The following is a 20261-nucleotide window of genomic DNA, read 5'->3' as shown; positions in this document are numbered from 1 at the left end:
CCGGGAAACGGCGAAAGCGCGGGGCGGGGAGAAAGCTCCGCGCAGCGGCCCGGATACGCCGCGGCCCCCTGAGCCGGGGCTCAGGGGGCCGGGGGAAGAGGGTGGCCAGGCCCCGCCGGACGGGGCGGGAACCTGGCCGGGCGGGGCCGGAGCCCCGGAACCGGTCCGGCGGACGGAGTCCTGCGCCGATGGGTCAGAGGCCCATTGCCGCCGCGAGGTCCTTCTTGATCGCGTCCAGGAATTCCTGGCCCGTCACGCGGGCGGCCGCGAGGTCGGAGGCCTCCGCCACCGGGACGACGACCTCCAGGTAGCACTTCAGCTTGGGCTCCGTGCCCGACGGGCGGCAGATCACCCGCCCCTTGTACGCACCGTCCAGGTAGTACCGCAGGCCGTCCGTCGGCGGCAGCGACTCCGTGCCCTTCGCCAGGTCCTCCGCCGAGACGACCCGCAGGCCCGCCAGCGCGGCCGGCGGCTCCGCCCGCAGCGCGGCCATCGCCGAGGCGATGACGGACAGGTCCGAGACGCGGACCGACAGCTGGTCGGTCGCGTGCAGCCCGTGGGCCATCGCCAGGTCGTCCAGCAGGTCGCCCAGCGTGCGGCCCTGCTCCTTGAGCGCCGAGGCCAGTTCGGCGACGAGCAGGGCGGCGGTCACGCCGTCCTTGTCGCGGACGCCCTCGGGGTCCACGCAGTAGCCGAGCGCCTCCTCGTAGCCGTAGCGCAGGCCCTCGACGCGGGCGATCCACTTGAAGCCGGTGAGGGTCTCCTCGTGGCCGACGCCCGCCGCCCGCGCGATCCGGCCCAGCAGACTGGAGGAGACGATCGACTCCGCGAACACGCCGGTCGCGCCCTTGTGGACCAGGTGGGCCGCGAGCAGGGCGCCGACCTCGTCGCCGCGCAGCATCCGCCAGCCGTCCGCGGTGGGGACGGCCACCGCGCAACGGTCCGCGTCGGGGTCGTTCGCGATCACGATGTCCGGCTGGACCTCGGCGGCCCTGGCGAAGGCCAGGTCCATCGCGCCCGGCTCCTCCGGGTTGGGGAACGCCACCGTCGGGAAGGCCGGGTCCGGCTCGGCCTGCTCGGCGACCAGGACCGGCTCGGGGAAGCCGTGCCGGGCGAAGGCCGCCATGACCACGTCCTTGCCGACACCGTGCATGGCCGTGTAGACCGTCCGCACGCCCCGGGGGGAGCCGGGGGTCAGGACGGCGTCCGTGCGGGCCAGGTAGGCCTCAAGGACCTCGTCGCCGAGCTGCTCCCAGCCGGACTCCGGGCGGGGCACCGAGGCGAGCGTCTCCACGCGGGCGATCTCCGCCGCGATCTCGGTGTCCGCCGGGGAGACGATCTGCGAGCCGTCGCCGAGGTAGACCTTGTAGCCGTTGTCCCGGGGAGGGTTGTGGCTCGCGGTCACCTCGACGCCGGCGACGGCGCCCAGGTGCCTTATGGCGTACGCGAGGACGGGCGTGGGCAGCGGGCGGGGCAGGACGGCCGCGCGCAGGCCGGCGCCGGTCATGACGGCCGCGGTGTCGCGGGCGAAGTCCGCCGACTTGTAGCGCGCGTCGTAGCCGACGACGACCAGGCCGCCGGCGTGGCCCTGGGCCTTCAGGTAGGCCGCGAGGCCCGCCGCGGCCCGGATGACCACGCTGCGGTTCATCCGCATCGGGCCCGCGCCGATCTCACCGCGCAGTCCGGCCGTGCCGAACTGCAGGGTGCCGGAGAAACGGTCGGTCAGCTCCGCCGTGTCGCCCGCCGCGATGAGGGCGTCGAGCTCGGCCGCCGTCTCCGGGTCGGGGTCCTCCGCCAGCCAGGCCTGCGCCCGGGTGATCAGGTCGTCCTGTTCCTGCACTACTTCCGCCTTACCTCTCGTACGGTCCCGGGGCCTCAGATGCGGGCGAGGACCTGGGTCAGCAGCTTGCCCATGCGCGCGGCCGAGTCGCGGCCGGCCTGAAGGACCTCTTCGTGGTTCAGCGGCTCGCCGGAGATGCCCGCCGCCAGGTTCGTGACCAGGGAGATGCCGAGCACCTCGGCGCCGGCCTCACGGGCGGCGATGGCCTCCAGCACGGTGGACATGCCGACCAGGTCGGCGCCCATCACGCGGATCATGTTGATCTCGGCCGGGGTCTCGTAGTGCGGGCCGGGGAACTGGACGTAGACGCCCTCCTCCAGGGAGGGGTCGATGTCCTTGCACATCGCGCGGAGCTTCGGCGAGTACAGGTTCGTCAGGTCCACGAAGTTCGCGCCGATGATGGGCGAGGTGGCCGTCATGTTGATGTGGTCGCTGATCAGGACCGGCTGGCCGGGCTGCATGCCCTGGCGCAGACCGCCGCAGCCGTTGGTCAGCACGACGGTCTTGCAGCCCGCGGCGACGGCGGTGCGGACACCGTGGGCGACGGCGGCGACGCCGCGGCCCTCGTAGTAGTGGGTGCGGCCGAGGAAGACCAGCGCGCGCTTGTCGCCGATCTTGTACGAGCGGACCTTGCCGCCGTGTCCTTCGACGGCGGCCGGGGGGAACCCGGGCAGCTCGGTCACGAGGAACTCGGCCTCGGGGGCGCCCAGGGCCTCGGCGGCGGGGGCCCAGCCGGAGCCCACGACGAGGGCGACATCGTGGGTCTCGGCGCCGGTGAGCTCCCGCAGGCGAGCGGCTGCGGCGTCGGCGGCGGCGGTGGGATCGGTAACAGATGCGTTCACGCAGACGAGCGTAGCCGCTCATTGCCTACGCGCGTAGATGGCGCAGCTCACCATGCTCGGATCGTTGTCTTGTCGTTTCCGACCAAATGTCCGCCGTGACCGCGCGTGACCCGCGGTGACCGGACGGAGTGCCGGACGGAGGGCCGCTCGGTGGGCTCCACCGGCCCGCCGGGGGATCAGCAGGGGCGCTTGCGCAGCTCCATCACGTAGTCGTGCGGGGCGCCCGCGGACTCGGCGGCGTCGGCGATCTCGCCCAGGTAGCGCGCGGAGGGCAGGCCGCCCTCGTAGCCGTTCAGCACGTAGCACCAGGCGGCCTCGTCGCCGTCGAGGGTGTGCACGCGGATCCTCATGCGCCGGTAGATGTCGAGCCCGACGCCCTCCCAGCGGTCCATCGAGTCCTCGTCCAGCGGCGCGATGTCGTACAGGGCGACGAAGACCTGGTGGCGCGGCGCCTCGACGATCGTGGCGAGGGAACCCTCCCAGCCCATCTGCTCGCCGCCGAAGGTCAGCCGCCAGTCGTTGATCCAGCCCGTGCCGCGCAGCGGCGAATGGGGAGCACGGCGCGTCATCAGCCGCGGGTCGAGGTTGCCGGCGTACGCGGCGTAGAGCGACATGAGGTCGAGGGTACGGGAGGGGCGGCCGTGGGGGCGTGCCAGGCAGGGGTACACCCGGACGGAGTCCCGGGCGGGGACCGGGCGCGAAGCACCTTGAAGCGTGCGGGACAATGGAGCACGGAATGCATCCCCCGGGGAGACCCCCCGGACCGCCGGCCGGGGCGGCAGCCGGCCGGGTAGACGTGAGGCGGACTTTTCGTGACCCGGATCGTGATCATCGGCGGCGGACCCGGCGGGTATGAGGCGGCGCTGGTCGGCGCCCAGCTCGGCGCGGAGGTGACCGTCGTGGACTGCGACGGCCTGGGCGGGGCCTCGGTCCTGACCGACTGCGTACCTTCCAAGACCCTGATCGCGACCGCCGAGGTGATGACCACCTTCGACTCCTCGTACGAGGAGCTGGGGATCATCGTCGCCGACGACACGCCGCACATAGAGCAGGCGGCTCGCGTGGTCGGCGTGGACCTCGGCAAGGTGAACCGGCGTGTCAAGCGCCTCGCGCTCGCCCAGTCGCACGACATCACGGCCTCCGTCACCCGGGCCGGCGCCAAGGTCATGCGCGGCCGCGGCAAGCTGGGCGGCCCGCAGGGCATCGACGGCACCCGGGACGTCATCGTCACCGCCGCCGACGGCACCGAGACGATCCTGACGGCCGACGCCGTCCTGATCGCCACCGGCGGCACCCCGCGCGAGATCCCCGACGCCCAGCCCGACGGCGAGCGCATCCTGAACTGGACCCAGGTCTACGACCTGGAGGAGCTCCCCGAGGAGCTCATCGTGGTCGGCTCCGGTGTGACCGGCGCCGAGTTCGCCGGCGCGTACCAGGCTCTCGGCTCCCGGGTGACGCTGGTGTCCTCCCGCGACCGGGTGCTGCCGGGCGAGGACCCCGACGCGGCCGCCGTCCTGGAGGACGTCTTCCGGCGCCGCGGCATGAACGTCGTCGGGCGCTCGCGCGCCGAGTCCGCCAAGCGGGTCGGCGACCGGGTCGAGGTCACCCTGTCCGACGGCCGGGTGCTGACCGGCAGCCACTGCCTGATGGCGGTCGGCGCGGTCCCGAACACCGCGAACATGAACCTGGAGGAGTCCGGCGTCCGCCTCAAGGACTCCGGGCACATCTGGACCGACAAGGTCTCCCGCACCTCGGCGCCGGGCGTGTACGCGGCCGGTGACGTCACGGGCGTCTTCGCGCTCGCGTCGGTGGCGGCCATGCAGGGCCGTATCGCGATGTACCACTTCCTCGGCGACGCGGTGGCCCCGCTGAACCTGAAGACGGTGTCGTCGAACGTCTTCACCGACCCGGAGATCGCGACCGTCGGTTACACGCAGGCGGACGTGGACGCCGGCAAGATCGACGCCCGTGTGGTGAAGCTGCCGCTGCTGCGCAACCCGCGCGCCAAGATGCAGGGCATCCGGGACGGCTTCGTGAAGATGTTCTGCCGGCCGGGCACCGGCATCGTGGTCGGCGGCGTGGTCGTCTCCCCGCGCGCGAGCGAGCTCATCCACCCCATCTCGATCGCCGTCGACAACAATCTGACGGTCGAGCAGATCGCAAACGCGTTCACCGTGTACCCCTCGCTGTCCGGGTCGATCGCCGAGGTGGCGCGCCAGCTGCACACCCGGAAGGCCGGCGGGGAGGCGTAAACGCACCCAACCGCCCCACGCCGCAAGGGCGTTGGGGCGGTGCGCGGCCCGCGTGGCCGGGTGTTCACCCAGACCTCGGGCCGCGTATACCACTAGTCGCCCCGCCATATGGACAACTTCGGTATTCCGGCGCAAAGAGCTGAAACCAGACGGTCGTTGGGGTTACTGTCAGTTTCGTGTTCGCTGCAGAACGTCGCCAATTGATCCTCGAAATGGTGCGGGCCAACGGAGCGGTTTCGCTCCGGGAGCTTCGCCCGCGTCGTCCAGACCTCCGAAGTGACCGTACGGCGGGACGTGCGGGCGCTGGAGGCCGAAGGACTCCTCGACCGCCGGCACGGCGGTGCGGTCTTGCCGGGCGGTTTCACGCGAGAGTCCGGCTTTCCGCAAAAGTCCCATCTCGCGACGGCGGAGAAGACCGCCATTGCCGATGTCGCGGCCGGCCTCGTGGAAGAGGGCGAGGCCGTCGTCGTCGGCGCGGGCACCACGACGCAGGAGCTGGCCCGCCGGCTCGCCCGCGTGCCCGGCCTGACCGTCGTCACCAACTCCCTCCTGGTCGCCCAGGCGCTGGCCCACGCCAACCGGGTCGAGGTCGTCATGACCGGCGGCACCCTGCGCGGGTCCAACTACGCCCTCGTGGGCAGCGGGGCCGAGCAGTCCCTCCAGGGGCTCCGGGTCTCCCGCGCCTTCCTCTCGGGGAGCGGCCTGACGGCGGAGCGGGGCCTGTCCACGTCCAACATGCTCTCGGCGAGCGTGGACCGCGCCCTCGTCCAGGCGGCGGCGGAGGTGGTCGTCCTCGCGGACCACACGAAGCTCGGCACCGACACCATGTTCCAGACGGTGCCGACGGACGTGATGACCCGACTGGTGACGGACGAGCCGCCGCCGCACGACGACCGGGCGGCGACGGAGCTCCAGGCGCTGGCCGACCAGGGCGTCCAGATCACCGTGGCGGGCGGCCCCGTGGCCTCCGGCGGCGTGGACGGCATGCAGGGCCGCCGCCCGCGCCGGGAGTCCCCCCTCCCGGTGCAACGCCGCGGCGGCCCGACGGCCCAACTCCGCAGCGCGACCGGCGGCATGATGGAGCAACAGGCGGAACGCGCCCGGGTCGCCGACATGCGGCGCCGGTAGACGTCTCTCCCTGACATCGCGAAGGCCCCACCCGGTTCGACCGGGCGGGGCCTTCGCGTGTCCGCGGACGCGGTCCGGGACGTCAGTCCTTGATCTCGCAGATCGTGGCGCCGGAGGTGACGGAGGCGCCGACTTCGGCGGTGAGGCCGACGACGGTGCCGGAGCGGTGGGCGTTGAGCGGCTGCTCCATCTTCATCGCTTCGAGGACGACGATCAGCTCGCCCTCGGTGACCTGCTGGCCCTCCTCGACGGCGACCTTGACGATCGTGCCCTGCATCGGGGAGGCGAGGGTGTCGCCGGAGGCGGCCGGGCCGGACTTCTTGGCCGCGCGGCGCTTCGGCTTGGCGCCGCCCGCGGCGGCGGTGCGGGCCAGGGTCATGCCCAGGGACGAGGGCAGCGAGACCTCGAGGCGCTTGCCGCCGACCTCGACGACGACCGTCTCGCGGCCCGGCTCGTCCTCGGTCTCCTCCGCGGCCGGAGCCGTGAACGCCGGGATCTCGTTGACGAACTCGGTCTCGATCCACCGGGTGAAGACGGTGAACGGAGTTCCGTCGGTGGGGGCGAACGCCGGGTCGGCGACGACCGCACGGTGGAAGGGGATGGCGGTGGCCATGCCCTCGACCTCGAACTCGGCGAGCGCGCGGGCGGCGCGCTGCAGGGCCTGCTCGCGGGTGGCGCCGGTGACGATCAGCTTGGCCAGCAGGGAGTCCCAGGCCGGGCCGATGACGGAGCCGGACTCGACGCCCGCGTCGAGGCGGACGCCCGGACCGGTGGGCGCGACGAACTTCGTCACGGTGCCGGGCGCCGGCAGGAAGCCGCGGCCGGGGTCCTCGCCGTTGATGCGGAACTCGATGGAGTGGCCGCGCAGGACCGGGTCGCCGTAGCCGAGCTCCTCGCCGTCGGCGATGCGGAACATCTCGCGGACCAGGTCGATGCCGGCGACCTCTTCGGTGACCGGGTGCTCGACCTGGAGGCGGGTGTTGACCTCCAGGAAGGAGATCAGGCCGTCGGCGGAGACGAGGAACTCCACCGTGCCCGCGCCGACGTAGCCGGCCTCCTTCAGGATGGCCTTGGAAGCGGCGTACAGCTCCGCGTTCTGAGCCTCGGTCAGGAACGGCGCCGGGGCCTCCTCCACCAGCTTCTGGTGGCGGCGCTGGAGGGAGCAGTCTCGGGTCGAGACGACGACGACGTTGCCGTGCGAGTCGGCCAGGCACTGGGTCTCGACGTGGCGCGGCTTGTCGAGGTAGCGCTCGACGAAGCACTCGCCGCGGCCGAAGGCGGCGACGGCCTCGCGGACGGCGGACTCGTAGAGCTCCGGTACCTCTTCGAGGGTGCGGGCGACCTTCAGGCCGCGGCCGCCACCGCCGAAGGCCGCCTTGATCGCGATCGGCAGGCCGTGCTCCTTGGCGAAGGCGACGACCTCCTCGGCCCCCGAGACCGGGTCCGGGGTACCGGCGACCAGCGGCGCGCCGGCGCGCTGGGCGATGTGACGGGCGGCCACCTTGTCGCCGAGGTCACGGATGGCCTGCGGCGGCGGGCCGATCCAGGTCAGACCGGCGTCGAGCACGGCCTGGGCGAAGTCGGCGTTCTCGGACAGGAATCCGTATCCGGGGTGGATGGCGTCCGCACCCGAGTCGGCGGCGGCCTGGAGGACCTTGGAGATGTCCAGGTAGCTCGCGGCCGGGGTGTCACCGCCCAACGCGAAAGCTTCGTCTGCCGCGCGGACGTGCAGAGCGTCCCGGTCCGGATCGGCGTAGACGGCTACGCTCGCGATCCCGGCGTCCCGGCAGGCCCGAGCAACGCGGACAGCGATTTCGCCACGGTTGGCGATGAGCACCTTGCGCACGATGGCTCCCTCCTTGAAACAAGCTGAGTTTAGGGACAGCCCACACGGCCTTTCGACCCTTCCCCGGTGGTGACCTTGCCCACACAGAGTGTGATGCGAGGCCCGCTCCGCCGGGGAACCCTTGTGGCGCCCCAGGTCAGGGGGATCCCCGACTGCACAGTAACCCCGTCATGTATCCAAGGTCTCTGTCCCCCGGGTCAGCGGCCCCGGGTGATTCTTTGTCGAGTCCCTACGAACGGCCCACATTTTCTTTGCGGTCGTGAGCGGAGTTGTCCCCTTGTTTACTGATTGGTAGCAACCCCGTCGTCCCGGCCCTACCGGGACAACACCGTACCCACAGCGATGCAGCCCGCGCGGGTGCCGGGCGGGGCGCAGCGCGCCGGGGTGTACTCCGGATGGCCGACGCGGGGTCCCGGGGCGGAATCGAGCGCCGGGGTCGGGCGCGCCGTCCGGGACGCGACCCGTTGCGGCGCGAGCCACCGGCTGGACCGCTCCGGCGCGAACCGTGGGCGCCGACGTCTTGTCCATCCGGCTACCCGTTAGTAGCCTCCAGGCGTCGAACAGGCTTGTGACACGTGGGGGGTGGCGCATCGTGCTGCGAAGACTCGTGGCCGGACTGGCCGCGATCGTGCTCGTCGCGGAGGCGGCGGTGCTCGTGCTCGTCCACATCGTGCTGGGCCGGACCACGGCCAACCAGTCGATGTCCATCGCGGGCAGCGACCCCGACGTCATGTCCAGGGCCACCTACGCCATGGGCGCGGGCATGGGCGCCTTCCTGCTGCTGTGCGCGGTGTTCGCCGCCGTCGCCGCGCTGCGCGACCGCCCGCCGGGGCGCTTCGCCCGCGTCGTGCTCATCAGCGCCGCCGTCGTCCACGCCGTGCTCGGCATCCTCGCCGTCGGCCTGGTCGGGTGGGCCGCCTTCGCGACGCTGATGCTGATCCTGTGTCTGCTCGTACTGATCCTGACGCTCTACCCGGTCACCGCCCGACGGGCCGAGGGGGACGGCGGCGGACCGGTCGAGGACACCCCGCCACCGCCGCCGTTCGGGGAGCTCAAGCCCACAAGTCCGTGATGGACACGCCCAGTTCGCCCAGCAGGGAGCGCAGCAGCGGCATGGACAGCCCGATCACGTTGCCGTGATCCCCGTCGATGCCGTCGATGAACGGCGCCGACAGCCCGTCCAGGGTGAACGCGCCCGCCACGTGCAGCGGCTCGCCGCTCGCCACGTACGCCGCGACCTCCGCGTCCGTCGGCTCGCCGAAGCGGACCGTCGTCGACGCCGTGGCCGAGACCTGCCGCCCGGTCGCCGTGTCGATCACGCAGTGCCCGGTGCGCAGCACGCCCGCCCGGCCGCGCATCGCCTTCCAGCGCGCGGTGGCCTCCTCGGCGTCCGCGGGCTTGCCCAGCGCTTCGCCGTCCAGCTCCAGCACCGAGTCGCAACCGATCACCAGGGCGCCCGTGGCCTCGTCCAGACCGGCCACGACGGCCGCCTTGGCCTCGGCCAGCGCGAGCGCCAGCTCGGCCGGCTCGTCGTGCTCCAGGGTGTCCTCGTCGAAACCGCTGACGATCACGTGCGGGGCCAGGCCCGCCTGCCGCAGCAGGTTCAGCCGGGCGGGGGAGGCGGAGGCGAGGACGAGCTTGCGCACGCTCGCGGGCTGGGGTGTGGCAGTCATGCCCGCCATCGTAGGTGCGCCCGGGGGCGGCTCAGAAGTGGCTCACGCCGAGGACGTAGACCACCACGAGCATGGCGAGGGCGAGCACCACGGTGAGCCGCCGGATCATCGCCTGCGCGTCGCGCATGTCCTTGGGCGGCTCGTTCTTCGGGTCGGACCAGAGCATGCTCCGATCCTGGCCCCGGGGGCGGGTCCGGCGCCTGAGTACGGGTACTCAAGCGCCGTCCCGCGTTCACCACATCCCGGCTACCCGGGCCAGTACGTACGGCCCCAGGCCCGCGGTCCCGGCTGCGGCAGCCGCCGCCGTGCCACCCGGGACGGCGTCGACCACTCGTCCGTGACCCGCGGGGCGCCCGACGGCTGCGACGAGGCCAGCAGCGCCGCGCGCGCCTGGACCACCGCCAGTGCGGCGGCCAGCTCCTCCGGGGTCGGATTGCCCTTGACGACCTTGATCACCACGGTGACCTCCTGGAGGGACTAGAGGGGGATGTTGCCGTGCTTCTTCGGCGGCAGGGACTCCCGCTTGGTGCGCAGCTGGCGCAGCCCCTTCACCACGTGCGCGCGGGTCTCGGACGGCATGGTGACGGCGTCGATGTAGCCGCGCTCGGCCGCCGTGTACGGGTTGAGCAGCGCGTCCTCGTACTCGGTGATGAGCCGGGCCCGGGTCTCCTCCACCTCCTCGGGGGCGGTCTCGGCGAGCGTGCGGCGGTGCAGGATGTTCACCGCTCCCTGCGCGCCCATGACGGCGATCTGCGCGGTCGGCCAGGCCAGGTTCAGGTCCGCGCCGAGGTGCTTGGAGCCCATGACGTCGTACGCGCCGCCGAAGGCCTTGCGGGTGATGACGGTGATCAGCGGGACGGTGGCCTCGGCGTAGGCGTAGATCAGCTTGGCGCCGCGCCGGATGATTCCGTTGTACTCCTGGTCGGTGCCCGGGAGGAAGCCCGGGACGTCGACGAAGGTCAGGACCGGGATGTTGAAGGCGTCGCAGGTCCGCACGAAGCGGGCCGCCTTCTCGGAGGCGTCGATGTCCAGGCAGCCGGCGAACTGCATCGGCTGGTTGGCGACCACGCCCACCGGGTGCCCCTCGACGCGGCCGAAACCGGTCAGGATGTTCGGCGCGAAGAGCGACTGGGTCTCCAGGAACTCCGCGTCGTCCAGCACGTGCTCGATCACGGTGTGCATGTCGTACGGCTGGTTCGCGCTGTCCGGGATCAGCACGTCGAGCTCGCGGTCGGTGTCGGAGACCTCGGTGTCGGCCTCCTCCGGGAACGCGGGCGGCTCGGAGAGGTTGTTCGACGGCAGGTAGGACAGGAGCGACTTCACGTACTCGATGGCGTCCTTCTCGTCACCCGCCATGTGGTGCGCGACGCCGGACGTGCTGTTGTGCGTGCGCGCGCCGCCCAGCTCCTCGAAGCCGACGTCCTCGCCGGTGACCGTCTTGATGACGTCCGGGCCGGTGATGAACATGTGCGAGGTCCGGTCGACCATCACCGTGAAGTCGGTGATCGCGGGCGAGTACACGGCGCCGCCGGCGCAGGGGCCGACGACCAGGCTGATCTGCGGGATCACGCCCGAGGCGTGGACGTTGCGGCGGAAGATTTCGCCGTACATGCCCAGCGCGCTGACGCCCTCCTGGATGCGGGCGCCGCCGGAGTCGTTGATGCCGACGAGCGGGCAGCCCGTCTTCAGCGCGAAGTCCATCACCTTCATGATCTTCTGGCCGAAGGTCTCGCCGAGGGCGCCGCCGAAGACGGTGAAGTCCTGCGAGAACACGGCGACGGGGCGGCCGTCGACCGTGCCGTAGCCGGTGACGACGCCGTCGCCGTACGGCCGGGTCTTCTCCAGCCCGAAGTTGGTGGAGCGGTGCCGGGCGAACTCGTCGAGCTCGACGAAGGATCCCTCGTCCAGCAGGAGGGCAACCCGCTCACGCGCCGTCAGCTTGCCCTTGGCGTGCTGCTTCTCCACGGCGCGGGCGGAACCGGCGTGGGTGGCTTCGTCGATGCGGCGCTGCAGATCCGCGATCTTGCCCGCGGTGGTGTGCATGTCGATCGGCTCTGACGGATGTGACATCGGGGTCGCGGCTCCCTGCGTGGTGTCAACTGCCTGGTCAATTGATTGACTACTGCTGGCTACTGGTGCGTAGCGTATCGGCGGGCATGGCGCTCGGCAGTGCGGCGTTTGACACACCTACATTGGGTTGCATGACGCCATCAGATGCATCAGCCGGAGCTTCCGCAGGTCGTTGGTCGAGCCTGGAGCGGCCGCCGCTCAACGCAGCCGCGCTGCGGCGGGCCCTCGTCACCGGGGACGGGTTGTGGACCTCCCTGGAGGTGGTCGCCGCCACCGGGTCCACCAATACCGACCTTGCCACGCGGGCGCCGGAGCTGCCCGAGGGGGCCGTGCTGGTCGCCGAGGAGCAGAGCGCGGGGCGCGGCCGGCTCGACCGCAGCTGGGTCGCTCCCGCCCGGTCCGGACTGTTCTTCTCCGTGCTCTTCAAGCCGGGCCCCACGGTCCCGCAGGAGCAGTGGGGGTGGCTGACGCTGCTGGCCGGCGTGGCCACGGCGACCGGGCTCTCCCGGGCCGCCGGTGTGGACACCGCCCTCAAGTGGCCCAACGACCTGCTGGTCACCGTCGAGGGCGAGGAGCGCAAGACCGGCGGCATCCTCGCCGAGCGTGTCGCGGACGGCGTCGTCGTCGGGATCGGCCTCAACGTCACCCTCACCGAGGAGGAGCTCCCGGTGCCCGCCGCCGGGTCGCTCGCGCTGGCCAAGGCCACCGTGACCGACCGGGACCCGCTGCTGAGGGCCGTGCTGCGGTCCCTGGAGGAGTGGTACGGGAACTGGCGCGCCGCCGCCGGCGACCCGGCGGCCAGCGGCCTCCAGGAGACCTACGCGGCGGGCTGCGCCACCCTCGGCCGGCACGTGCGCGCGGAGCTTCCCCGGCGGGCGCACCCTCACCGGAACGGCCGAAGCCGTCGACACCGATGGCCGTCTGGTGATCCGTACCGCCGAGGGGGCCCACGAGGCGGTGGGGGCGGGCGACGTCGTCCACCTGCGATCGGTGCACTGACGGGGGTGGGGCCGGGCGTGGGACGCGATGCACGGAATGTCGCGTATCGGGTGCGTACGGCCTCACGTGCCGCCGCCGGGAGACCCCGGCCGTGCCCGGATCGAGGCCGGGGAGGGGAGTGAGCTACGGCACACCTGCCGTATGGTTTAGGCGATCCCGCTGCTCGTGGTGATCAACCGGTTCGGCAGGGCAGTGCGCACGGAATGGACAGGAGGCGGCCCTTGACCGTCGACGACTCTGCTTCCGGCGCGTCCGCCCCCGGGCCCGGTGGTCCGGGCACCCCGATCGGGCGCGACCAGCACACTCCCCACCACGAGGTCGACCACACCGTGCAGCCCACGGCGGATCCCCTCGCGATCCGCCTGGAGCAGCTGATCCTGGGCGCCGAGCGCCGCTACACGCCCTTCCAGGCCGCCCGCAGCGCCGGGGTGTCGATGGAGCTCGCCTCCCGCTTCTGGCGGGCCATGGGCTTCGCCGACATCGGCCAGGCCCGGGCGCTGACGGAGGCCGACGTACTGGCCCTGCGCCGGCTCGCCGGCCTGGTGGAGGCCGGGCTGCTGTCCGAGCCGATGGCGGTGCAGGTGGCACGGTCCACCGGGCAGACCACGGCGCGGCTGGCGGAGTGGCAGATCGACTCGTTCCTGGAGGGGCTCACGGAGCCGCCGGAGCCGGGGATGACCCGTACGGAGGTCACGTACCCCCTGGTCGAGCTGCTGCTGCCGGAGCTGGAGGAGTTCCTCGTGTACGTGTGGCGGCGCCAGCTGGCGGCGGCCACCGGACGCGTGGTGCAGGTCGCGGACGACGAGGAGATGGTCGACCGGCGGCTCGCGGTGGGCTTCGCCGACCTGGTGGGCTTCACGCGCCTGACGCGCCGGCTGGAGGAGGAGGAGCTCGGCGAGCTGGTCGAGTCCTTCGAGACGACGGCGGCGGACCTGGTGGCCGCGTACGGCGGCCGGCTGATCAAGACCCTCGGCGACGAGGTGCTGTACGTCGCCGACGACGCGGCGACGGCGGCGGAGATCGCGCTGCGGCTCATCGAGACGATGGAGGCGGACCCGCAGATGCCCGAGCTGCGCGTCGGGATCGCCTTCGGCACGGTGACGACCCGGATGGGCGACGTCTTCGGGACCACGGTGAACCTCGCGAGCCGGCTGACGTCCATAGCCCCCAAGGACGCCGTGCTGGTGGACGGGGCGATGGCGGAGGAGCTTCTCCCGGACCGGCGCGGCGCCGGTGTCGGAGAAGGAGGCGGAGACGGAGCCCGACGAGGGCGCGGCCTACCGGTTCGCCCTCCAGCCGATGTGGCAGCGGCCGGTGCGCGGCCTGGGCGTCGTCGAGCCCTGGTCGCTGACGCGCCGCAAGCGCCGCTGACACGCCTCGCCCCGGGCGCAGCGGGCCCAGGGCTCCGACCGCGCCGGTCGCACCCTCCGACCCCCCCCGGGGCCGGGCGCGTGCCGGGGCGGTCCCCGCAGGGCGCCGGACGCACCGCAATGTCCGCCGGGCCTCGCGGGTGGCGGGGCGGCCCGCCTACTATCCCGACGTAACGTTCGTTAACCGGGAGGGTCCTATGGCGTCCGAGTTCGAGTCGGAGTTCGTGGCGGTGCGCCGCCACGAGGGCGGGGTCGCGGAGCTGGTCCTGGACCGCCCCAAGGTCATGAACGCGGTGTCGACCGACATGGCCCGCGCCATCGGCGCCGCCTGCGCCGCGCTTGCGGCGGACCGCACCGTACGGGTGGTCGTGCTCTCCTCCACGGCGGAGCGGGCCTTCTGCGTCGGCGCCGACCTCAAGGAGCGCAACGCGCTGTCCGACGCCGAGCTGGTGCGGCAGCGGCCGACCACGCGCGGGGCCTACGGCGGCGTGCTGGAGCTGCCGATGCCCACGGTCGCGGCCGTGCACGGGTTCGCGCTGGGCGGCGGCTTCGAGCTGGCCCTGGCCTGCGACGTGATCGTCGCCGACGAGACCGCCGTGGTCGGCCTGCCCGAGGTCTCGGTGGGCGTGATTCCGGGCGGTGGCGGTACGCAGTTGCTGCCGCGCCGCGTGGGTGCGGCACGGGCCGCCGAACTGATCTTCACCGCGCGCCGGGTGGAGGCCGCCGAGGCGCTCTCCCTGGGCCTGGTGGACTCCGTGGTCCCGGCGGGCCGGGACACGGCCGAGGCGCTGGCCCTGGCGTCGCGGATGGCCGCGAACTCGCCGGTGGGCCTGCGGGCCGCCAAGCGCGCGCTGCGGCTGGGCCACGGGATGGACCTGGCGGCCGGACTGGAGATCGAGGACGCCGCCTGGCGCGCGGTCGCCTTCTCCGGGGACCGGGCCGAGGGCGTGGCGGCCTTCAACGAGAAGCGCACGCCCGACTGGCCGGGGGAGTAGCAGGGCCGGCGCAGGGCCGGGCGCCGTGCGCGTCCGGCCGTACCGCCAGCGGTGATCATGGTTGCGTCGAAATTCGCGCCAATTATCTCAAAATCCGACAAAACTCCCTAACCTGGGGTGATGGGAGCTGACGGGCGGCTGCGAGCCGTGGTGGGCCTCGCCCAGGCGATGGCCGCGGCGTGCACGCCGCGCGACAGTGTGCGTGCGGCGGCGCGGGGCGCGCGCCTGGCGATGGACGGCTCGTTCGCCGCGATCTCCGCGTGGGAGCGCGAGCGCGGGTGCCTGCGGGTCCTGGTGAACGAGGGCGAGCGGCGGGCGGGCGAGGAGGAGTTCCCCGAGGACGAGTCCTATCCGGTGCACGACTTCCCGGAGGTCACCGAGTTCCTGCACGAGCGGTGGGTGGGTGGCGGCGGCCCGCACGCCTGGGTCGAGAGCGCCGTCGGCGACCGGCCGGGGCGGCGCGGCGAGGCCCTGCGCCGCCGGGGTCGCGGTACGTGCGTGGTCGCGCCCGTCGTGCTCAGCGGGCGGGCCTGGGGCGAGCTGTACGTGGCCCGGGACGAGGGGCTGCCCGACTTCGACGAGGGCGACGCGGAGTTCGCCACCGTGCTCGCCGCCGTGGTCGCGGCCGGCCTCGCGCAGAACGAGCGGCTGGAGGAGGCCCGGCGGCTCGCGTTCACCGATCCGCTGACCGGGCTCGCCAACCGCCGGGCGGTCGACATGCGGCTCGACGAGGCCCTGGAGGAGCACCGGCGCACCGGTGTGGTCGTCAGCCTCGTCGTCTGCGACCTGAACGGCCTGAAGAAGGTCAACGACACCCTCGGACACGCCATGGGCGACCGGCTGCTGGAGCGGTTCGGGTCGGTGCTGAGCCTGTGCGGGGCCATGCTGCCGGGCGCCCTGGTGGCGCGCCTGGGCGGCGACGAGTTCTGCCTGGTCGGGGTCGGCCCCTCGGCGGACGAGGTCGTCCGGGTCAGCGAGGAGCTGTGCACGCGCGCCGCCGAGCTGGAGCTGGGCGAGGGTGTGGCCTGCGGGGTGGCCTCCACCGGGGACCCGATCGGGCCCCTGAAGTCGTCCAGGCGGCTGTTCCGCCTCGCGGACGCCGCCCAGTACAAGGCGAAGGCGGCGCGTTCGGCGGCGCCGGTGGTGGCGGGCCGGGACACGGCGGTGGTGCGGCTGGCGGACGCCGCCGCCCAGGAGGCCCCCGGGGAGCGCAGGCGGTTCCGCGGCAGGCAGTGACCGCGTGCCGACGCCGGGCCCGTCCCCGCGTAAGGGGCCCAGCGGCTGCGCGATCGTGACAGTTCCAGCTAGTGACATGAAGCGATTCAATCCGTAGGGTGCTGAATATGGATATGCACACTGTCGTGGTGGGGACGTCCGGTACCACCGCCGAGGACGTCATCGCCGTTGCCCGCGGCAACGCACGGGTCGAGCTGTCCGGCGAGGCGCTCGACGCCCTCGCCCGCGCCCGCGAGATCGTCGACGCGCTGGCCGCCAAGCCCGAGCCCGTCTACGGGGTGTCCACCGGGTTCGGCGCCCTCGCCTCCCGGCACATCAGTCCCGAGCTGCGCGCCCAGCTCCAGCGCAACATCGTCCGCTCGCACGCCGCTGGCATGGGCCCGCGCGTCGAGCGCGAGGTCGTCCGCGCCCTGATGTTCCTCCGGCTCAAGACCGTCGCCTCCGGTCACACCGGCGTACGCCCCTCCGTGGCGCAGACCATGGCCGCCGTGCTCAACGCCGGCATCACCCCGGTCGTCCACGAGTACGGCTCCCTCGGCTGCTCCGGCGACCTCGCGCCGCTGTCCCACTGCGCGCTCGCGCTCATGGGCGAGGGCGACGCCGAGGGCCCCGACGGCACGGTCCGCCCCGCGGGCGAACTGCTCGCCGAGCACGGCATCGAGCCCGTCGAACTCCGCGAGAAGGAGGGCCTCGCCCTCCTCAACGGCACCGACGGCATGCTCGGCATGCTGGTCATGGCCCTCGCCGACCTCGACCGGCTCTACAAGTCCGCCGACATCACCGCCGCCCTCACCCTGGAGGCACTGCTCGGCACCGAGAAGGTCCTCCAGCCCGAGCTGCACGCCATCCGCCCGCACCCCGGCCAGGGCGCCTCCGCCGCCAACATGGCCGCCGTGCTCAAGGGCTCCGGCCTGACCGGCCACTTCCAGGAGGAGTCCGCGCCGCGCGTGCAGGACGCCTACTCCGTGCGCTGCGCCCCGCAGGTCGCCGGCGCCGGCCGCGACACCATGGCGCACGCCGCCCTGGTCGCCTCGCGCGAGCTGGCCTCCGCCGTCGACAACCCGGTGGTGCTGCCCGACGGCCGCGTGGAGTCCAACGGCAACTTCCACGGCGCCCCCGTCGCCTACGTGCTGGACTTCCTCGCCATCGCCGCCGCCGACCTCGGCTCCATCGCCGAGCGGCGCACCGACCGGCTGCTCGACAAGAACCGCAGCCACGGCCTGCCGCCGTTCCTCGCCGACGACGCCGGCGTCGACTCCGGCCTGATGATCGCCCAGTACACGCAGGCCGCCCTGGTCAGCGAGATGAAGCGGCTCGCGGTCCCGGCCTCGGCCGACTCGATCCCCTCCTCGGCCATGCAGGAGGACCACGTCTCCATGGGCTGGTCGGCCGCGCGCAAGCTGCGCACCGCCGTCGACAACCTGACGCGGATCATCGCCATCGAGCTGTACGCCGCCACCCGCGCCATCGAGCTGCGCCACGGGTTGACGGCCGCCCCGGCCAGCCTCGCCGCGATCGCCGCCGCCCGTGCGGCGGGCGTCCAGGGCCCCGGGCCGGACCGGTTCCTCGCGCCCGACCTGGCCGCCGCCGACGAGTTCGTCCGTACCGGTGGCCTGCTCGCCGCGGTGGAGCCGGTGACGGGCCCGCTCGCCTGACGCCGGGCACCGCCTGCGCCGCACGGTCGAGGGCCGCCCCGGGATCTCCCCCGGGGCGGCCCTCGCCGTCGTGGATCACGCCCCGGGGCGGCGGCGCACCGAGTAGGCGACGAAGGCGGCCCCCACGCCGAGGCAGAAGGTACCGCCCAGGAGGTACGGGGTGGTGTCGACGGAACCGGTGTCCGCGAGCGAGAGGGACTGCGCCCGCGCACCGGAAGCGGAAGGGGCCGAGCCCGTGACCGTGCCCGTGTGCTCCGCCCCGTCGGCCGCCTCCGCGGTGTTCGCGCCCACGGGTACGCCGGAGGAGCTCCCCGGCGCCTCCGGAGCGGTCGCGCCCGCCGAGGGCACGAACCACAGGGCGGCGAGCAGGGTGGTCGCTCCGAGAGCGGTGAGCAGCGGTCGGCGTGCGGACACGGTGCGATCCCCCTTGTGGCAGCAGCGAATTGGCCGTGTGCGGTGATGCTACGGAAAGGGGCGGGTCGTGGGAAAGTCAGGGCTTCCGCGGGCTTACTCTCCGTCGTATGAACCCTTCTGAGACATCACGGTATGTACGACTTCGGGTGGATCTGGTGCTCGAAGTGCCGGACGCCCAGGCGCTCACCGGTGCCGCGCTCGAACACATCAAGGCCGACGAGTTCATGCCGGACGAAGAACGCAGCCATGCGGAGGCCGCCGTCAGGGAAGACGAATCGGAAGCCCTCGCCTACCTCGTCGACCCCACTGACCTGGTCCTCGACATCCCCGGCGTGGAACTCGCCCAGGCCTCCTGGAGCAGCGAGCCCGTCGAATACGACCCCGAGTCGTTGGAGTGGGACCTCGACGAGGAAGATGGGGACTTCGACGAAGAACCCGACAACGCCTGACCGTGTGGTTGCCCACATCCCAACGGAATGTGGAACCGGCCGGCGCCGTTAACGCGTTGTCAGGACCAGGCAGGGGGCCGGGCCCCCTGCCGGGCCCAACCCCGGGACGGCGGTCTCGGGGTTTCCGGCAACGATGGAGTGGCGTGTGAGGACGGACAGCAAGCGGCGGAGAAGGGCCTTGGCGGCCATATCCGTCGTGCTCGGCGGCGTACTGGTGCTCTCGGCGTGCAACGACGAGGGCGGCGGCGACCCGAAGGGCAACGGGGAGGCCAGCAAGTCCCAGGCGGACGTGGACGCGGCAGCGGCCAAGGACGCCTCGAAGGCCAAGATCACCATCACGCCGAAGGACGGCGCGACCAACGTCGGTCTCAACGACTCGGCGAACGTCGCCGTCAGCGACGGCACGCTCACCCAGGTCGAGCTGAAGACCAGCGAGGGCGCAGCCGTCGCGGGCGACATAGCCGCCGACGGCAAGAGCTGGAAGCCCAAGGGCGCCCTGAAGCGCTCGACGAAGTACGCCCTGTCGGCGACGGCCAAGGACGCCGACGGCAAGGAGGCGCACGAGAACGCCTCCTTCACGACCGTCTCCCCGGAGAACAGCTTCGTGGCGTCCTTCGTGCCCGAGGAGGGCCAGACCGTCGGCGTCGGCATGCCGGTCTCGATCACCTTCAACAAGGCGATCAAGGACAAGAAGGCCGTCCAGGCGGGCATCTCGGTCTCCTCCAGCAGCGGCCAGGAGGTCGTCGGCCACTGGTTCAGCGCCCAGCGCCTGGACTTCCGCCCCGAGCAGTACTGGCAGGCGGGCTCCACCGTCACGCTGAAGCTGGCGCTGGAGGGCGTCCAGGGCGCTCCCGGCGTCCAGGGCGTCCAGAGCAAGACCGTCACCTTCAAGATCGGCCGCAGCCAGGTCTCCACGGTCGACGCGAAGACGAAGAAGATGACGGTCACCCGGGACGGCGCGGTCATCAAGACCATCCCGATCTCCGCGGGCGCCCCGGCCAACCCGACCTACAACGGTCAGATGGTGATCTCCGAGAAGTTCAAGGAGACCCGGATGAACGGCGCCACGGTCGGCTTCACCGACGCCGACGGCAAGGGCGAGTACGACATCAAGGACGTCCCGCACGCGATGCGGCTGTCCAACTCCGGCACGTTCCTCCACGGCAACTACTGGGGCGCCGACTCGATCTTCGGCAGCGTCAACACCAGCCACGGCTGTGTCGGCCTGAACGACGTCAAGGGCGCGGGCGACCCGAACCAGCCGGCCGCCTGGTTCTACGACAACTCGCTCATCGGCGACGTGGTCACGGTGGTCAACTCCCCGGACAAGACCATCAAGCCGGACAACGGCCTCAACGGCTGGAACATGAGCTGGGCCGACTGGAAGGCCGGCGCCGCCGCCTGACACCCGGCACGGCACCACACCGCGCACGTACGGCACGGGGCGGCGGAGGACCTCACGGTCCTCCGCCGCCCCGTCCGTCGTCGCACG

The 20261-nt window shown here is 72.5% G+C and carries 16 protein-coding genes and 3 pseudogenes; 10 read left to right on the top strand and 9 right to left on the bottom strand.

Going from position 1 to position 20261, the window contains the following annotated elements:
* Positions 1 to 193 precede the first annotated feature (193 nt).
* The 3 genes from AC2RP6_RS16445 to AC2RP6_RS16435 form a co-directional block, all read right to left on the bottom strand.
* Positions 194 to 1840 carry a phospho-sugar mutase gene (locus AC2RP6_RS16445; protein WP_486446895.1) on the bottom strand — a complete coding sequence of 549 codons (1647 nt, stop codon included), beginning with the start codon at positions 1838 to 1840 and terminating at the stop codon, positions 194 to 196.
* A gap of 35 nt (positions 1841 to 1875) precedes the next feature.
* A complete protein-coding gene (locus tag AC2RP6_RS16440) occupies positions 1876 to 2682 on the bottom strand; it encodes a purine-nucleoside phosphorylase (protein WP_486446894.1) in 807 nt (268 codons plus the stop codon).
* 176 nt (positions 2683 to 2858) lie between these two features.
* Positions 2859 to 3296 (bottom strand): gamma-glutamylcyclotransferase family protein, encoded by a 438-nt coding sequence (locus AC2RP6_RS16435; protein WP_030029477.1) that lies wholly within the window; start codon positions 3294 to 3296, stop codon positions 2859 to 2861.
* A 198-nt stretch (positions 3297 to 3494) separates the two neighbouring features.
* Here AC2RP6_RS16435 and AC2RP6_RS16430 point away from each other — a divergent pair, with 198 nt between their 5' ends.
* The gene (locus AC2RP6_RS16430; RefSeq protein WP_486446893.1) at positions 3495 to 4934 is read left to right on the top strand and encodes an NAD(P)H-quinone dehydrogenase; all 1440 of its coding nucleotides are present in this window, start codon (positions 3495 to 3497) and stop codon (positions 4932 to 4934) included.
* Positions 4935 to 5146: 212 nt separating this feature from the next.
* A pseudogene (locus AC2RP6_RS16425) lies at positions 5147 to 6062 on the top strand (DeoR/GlpR family DNA-binding transcription regulator).
* A gap of 82 nt (positions 6063 to 6144) precedes the next feature.
* Here AC2RP6_RS16425 and AC2RP6_RS16420 read toward each other — a convergent pair.
* On the bottom strand, positions 6145 to 7908 hold the full coding sequence (locus AC2RP6_RS16420) for an acetyl/propionyl/methylcrotonyl-CoA carboxylase subunit alpha (protein WP_486446892.1): 1764 nt from the start codon (positions 7906 to 7908) through the stop codon (positions 6145 to 6147).
* 592 nt (positions 7909 to 8500) lie between these two features.
* On the opposite strand from AC2RP6_RS16420, the gene AC2RP6_RS16415 reads away from it, so the two are divergent.
* Positions 8501 to 8980 carry a hypothetical protein gene (locus AC2RP6_RS16415; protein WP_486446891.1) on the top strand — a complete coding sequence of 160 codons (480 nt, stop codon included), beginning with the start codon at positions 8501 to 8503 and terminating at the stop codon, positions 8978 to 8980.
* Here AC2RP6_RS16415 and AC2RP6_RS16410 read toward each other — a convergent pair.
* From AC2RP6_RS16410 to AC2RP6_RS16395, 4 genes are all read right to left on the bottom strand, one after another.
* Positions 8961 to 9590 carry a Maf family protein gene (locus AC2RP6_RS16410; protein WP_486446890.1) on the bottom strand — a complete coding sequence of 210 codons (630 nt, stop codon included), beginning with the start codon at positions 9588 to 9590 and terminating at the stop codon, positions 8961 to 8963. The genes AC2RP6_RS16415 and AC2RP6_RS16410 overlap by 20 nt on opposite strands.
* A 22-nt stretch (positions 9591 to 9612) precedes the next feature.
* Positions 9613 to 9747 carry a morphogenic membrane protein MmpB gene (mmpB, locus tag AC2RP6_RS16405; RefSeq protein WP_257856429.1) on the bottom strand — a complete coding sequence of 45 codons (135 nt, stop codon included), beginning with the start codon at positions 9745 to 9747 and terminating at the stop codon, positions 9613 to 9615.
* An 80-nt stretch (positions 9748 to 9827) separates the two neighbouring features.
* Positions 9828 to 10040 (bottom strand): acyl-CoA carboxylase subunit epsilon, encoded by a 213-nt coding sequence (locus AC2RP6_RS16400; RefSeq protein ID WP_486446889.1) that lies wholly within the window; start codon positions 10038 to 10040, stop codon positions 9828 to 9830.
* 18 nt (positions 10041 to 10058) lie between these two features.
* The gene (locus AC2RP6_RS16395; protein WP_486446888.1) at positions 10059 to 11651 is read right to left on the bottom strand and encodes an acyl-CoA carboxylase subunit beta; all 1593 of its coding nucleotides are present in this window, start codon (positions 11649 to 11651) and stop codon (positions 10059 to 10061) included.
* Positions 11652 to 11782: 131 nt separating this feature from the next.
* On the opposite strand from AC2RP6_RS16395, the pseudogene AC2RP6_RS16390 reads away from it, so the two are divergent.
* The 5 genes and pseudogenes from AC2RP6_RS16390 (at position 11783) to hutH (ending at position 17906) form a co-directional block, all read left to right on the top strand.
* Positions 11783 to 12650: pseudogene (locus tag AC2RP6_RS16390) on the top strand (biotin--[acetyl-CoA-carboxylase] ligase).
* A gap of 221 nt (positions 12651 to 12871) precedes the next feature.
* Positions 12872 to 14021 (top strand): annotated as a pseudogene (locus tag AC2RP6_RS16385) (adenylate/guanylate cyclase domain-containing protein).
* 196 nt (positions 14022 to 14217) lie between these two features.
* Positions 14218 to 15015, top strand: a complete 798-nt coding sequence (locus AC2RP6_RS16380; RefSeq protein ID WP_486446887.1) for an enoyl-CoA hydratase/isomerase family protein — start codon at positions 14218 to 14220, stop codon at positions 15013 to 15015.
* Positions 15016 to 15135: 120 nt separating this feature from the next.
* Positions 15136 to 16251, top strand: a complete 1116-nt coding sequence (locus AC2RP6_RS16375) for a GGDEF domain-containing protein (RefSeq protein WP_486446886.1) — start codon at positions 15136 to 15138, stop codon at positions 16249 to 16251.
* Positions 16252 to 16364: 113 nt separating this feature from the next.
* On the top strand, positions 16365 to 17906 hold the full coding sequence (hutH, locus tag AC2RP6_RS16370; protein WP_030822968.1) for a histidine ammonia-lyase: 1542 nt from the start codon (positions 16365 to 16367) through the stop codon (positions 17904 to 17906).
* A gap of 75 nt (positions 17907 to 17981) precedes the next feature.
* Here the strand turns inward: hutH and AC2RP6_RS16365 are convergent, their stop codons facing one another.
* Complete coding sequence (locus tag AC2RP6_RS16365; protein WP_486446885.1) at positions 17982 to 18320, bottom strand: hypothetical protein; 339 nt, start codon at positions 18318 to 18320, stop codon at positions 17982 to 17984.
* Positions 18321 to 18475: 155 nt separating this feature from the next.
* Between AC2RP6_RS16365 and AC2RP6_RS16360 the strand changes: the two genes are divergently transcribed.
* Positions 18476 to 18769, top strand: a complete 294-nt coding sequence (locus AC2RP6_RS16360; RefSeq protein WP_486446884.1) for a hypothetical protein — start codon at positions 18476 to 18478, stop codon at positions 18767 to 18769.
* Positions 18770 to 18902: 133 nt separating this feature from the next.
* Positions 18903 to 20174 carry a L,D-transpeptidase gene (locus AC2RP6_RS16355; protein ID WP_486446883.1) on the top strand — a complete coding sequence of 424 codons (1272 nt, stop codon included), beginning with the start codon at positions 18903 to 18905 and terminating at the stop codon, positions 20172 to 20174.
* Positions 20175 to 20261 lie beyond the last annotated feature (87 nt).

This window comes from Streptomyces sp. WAC03905 (assembly GCF_057371075.1).
Note: the sequence above shows the minus strand (reverse complement) of the source record. Positions and strands in the feature narration are given on the sequence as shown.

Coding starts and splice junctions, on each gene's coding strand:
- AC2RP6_RS16435 (WP_030029477.1), bottom strand. CDS start 3,296: ATGTCGCTCTACGCCGCGTACGCCGGCAACCTCGACCCGCGGCTGATG.
- AC2RP6_RS16410 (WP_486446890.1), bottom strand. CDS start 9,590: ATGGCGGGCATGACTGCCACACCCCAGCCCGCGAGCGTGCGCAAGCTC.
- mmpB (WP_257856429.1), bottom strand. CDS start 9,747: ATGCTCTGGTCCGACCCGAAGAACGAGCCGCCCAAGGACATGCGCGAC.
- AC2RP6_RS16395 (WP_486446888.1), bottom strand. CDS start 11,651: ATGTCACATCCGTCAGAGCCGATCGACATGCACACCACCGCGGGCAAG.
- AC2RP6_RS16380 (WP_486446887.1), top strand. CDS start 14,218: ATGGCGTCCGAGTTCGAGTCGGAGTTCGTGGCGGTGCGCCGCCACGAG.
- AC2RP6_RS16375 (WP_486446886.1), top strand. CDS start 15,136: ATGGGAGCTGACGGGCGGCTGCGAGCCGTGGTGGGCCTCGCCCAGGCG.
- hutH (WP_030822968.1), top strand. CDS start 16,365: ATGCACACTGTCGTGGTGGGGACGTCCGGTACCACCGCCGAGGACGTC.
- AC2RP6_RS16355 (WP_486446883.1), top strand. CDS start 18,903: ATGGAGTGGCGTGTGAGGACGGACAGCAAGCGGCGGAGAAGGGCCTTG.